The 1,312-nt window shown below is 62.2% G+C and carries 1 protein-coding gene; it reads right to left on the bottom strand.

Annotated elements, in window-relative coordinates; all coding sequences use genetic code 11:
• Positions 1-45 precede the first annotated feature (45 nt).
• Positions 46-1,230 carry an IS481 family transposase gene (locus CRM90_RS29945; protein WP_102810448.1) on the bottom strand — a complete coding sequence of 395 codons (1,185 nt, stop codon included), beginning with the start codon at positions 1,228-1,230 and terminating at the stop codon, positions 46-48.
• Positions 1,231-1,312 lie beyond the last annotated feature (82 nt).

Below are 1,312 nucleotides of genomic sequence, written 5' to 3'. Positions count from 1 at the left end.
TGTGATGTCCCAGGACATCGGAATAGCTGTGAACCTGCATTAGGTTCACAGCTTTTTCCGTTTGGGGCCTTTGGGTGCTCCGGTGGGTTGGTAGTCCCTGGTGGGGTCGAGGGTGAAGTCGCGGAGGACTTCTGCGGTGGCGGCGTTGATGACCGTGATGTGGTGGTCCTGGATGAGTATTCGCACTCGGGTGCCGGTGTAGGTTCGGCCGATTCCGATGTGGTGCAGGCGCCCGCCAGTGCGCACGGTGATGGTGCCGGCTTTGTCGACACGGTCGGTGCGGACGCGGTTGTGGGTGTCTGTGCGGTTTGCGGGGTCGGCTTTGGGGCGGGCGGTGTAGGCCGCTGTAGGGGTCGCGTGGTGGTCCAGGCTGCGGTGAGGTCGGCGGTGGTTGTATTCGTCGACGAAGGCGTCGAGTTGGGCTTGGAGCTCGGTGATGGTGGTGGCCCGCGGTTGTGCTTTGAGCCATTTCTTCAGGGTTTGGTGGAAGCGCTCTACTTTTCCGCAGGTGGTCGGATGGTTGGGGGTGGAGTTGATCTGTCGAATGCCCAGGCGATGCAATTCGGCTTCAAATCCGTTGCGTCCGCCTTTGCCGCCAGCTAGTCGGGTGGTGAAGACCATCCCATTGTCGGTCAGTGTGGAGTACGGAATGCCATGGGTGGCAATGGTTTTACGGAATTCTGCGAGAACGACGGCGCCGGTGACGCGACGGTGGGCGGTGACCGAGAGGGCATAGCGGGCATGGTCGTCGATGAAGTCGAGGATTTCGACGTGGGTGCGGTCGGCCAGCCACCAATGGGTGAAGTCAGCTTGCCACCGTTCGTTGGGCTGTTCGGCGGCGAACCGGATGTAGGAGGACTTGGGGCGTTTGTGTGGTTGAGCCGTGATCAATCCGGCGGCGTGCAGGTGTCGACCGATGGTGTTGGTGGCCACCTGCAGACCGTGGTGGTGACGCAGATGCCAGGCAATGGTCTGCGGTCCGTGGTCGAGGCCTTTGCCAGCCAACTCGATGCGTAGTGCCACGATCAGGTCGATGGTGGTCTGCGGCAACCGACCCGGGCTGGTGTGCGGCCGTCGTGATCGCGGCTCGAACGCCGCGTCGCCCTCGAGGTGGTAACGCTTAACCAGCTTGGAGATCCAGCTCTGTGACACCCCGTAGGTACGTGCGACCTCGGACTGGCTCAGTCCTTGTTCAACGACAGCAGTGATGACCAAACGCGCCTTCGACACACGCCGACGGTGCGGGCCGCACCTATTCCGATGTCCTGAGACACGCCATTCCTATGTCCTGGAACCACACACTGCCGGGGGC

The organism is Mycobacterium sp. ENV421, assembly GCF_002887815.1.
Lineage (GTDB): Bacteria > Actinomycetota > Actinomycetes > Mycobacteriales > Mycobacteriaceae > Mycobacterium.
This window is presented reverse-complemented; position numbering and strand designations above follow the sequence as displayed.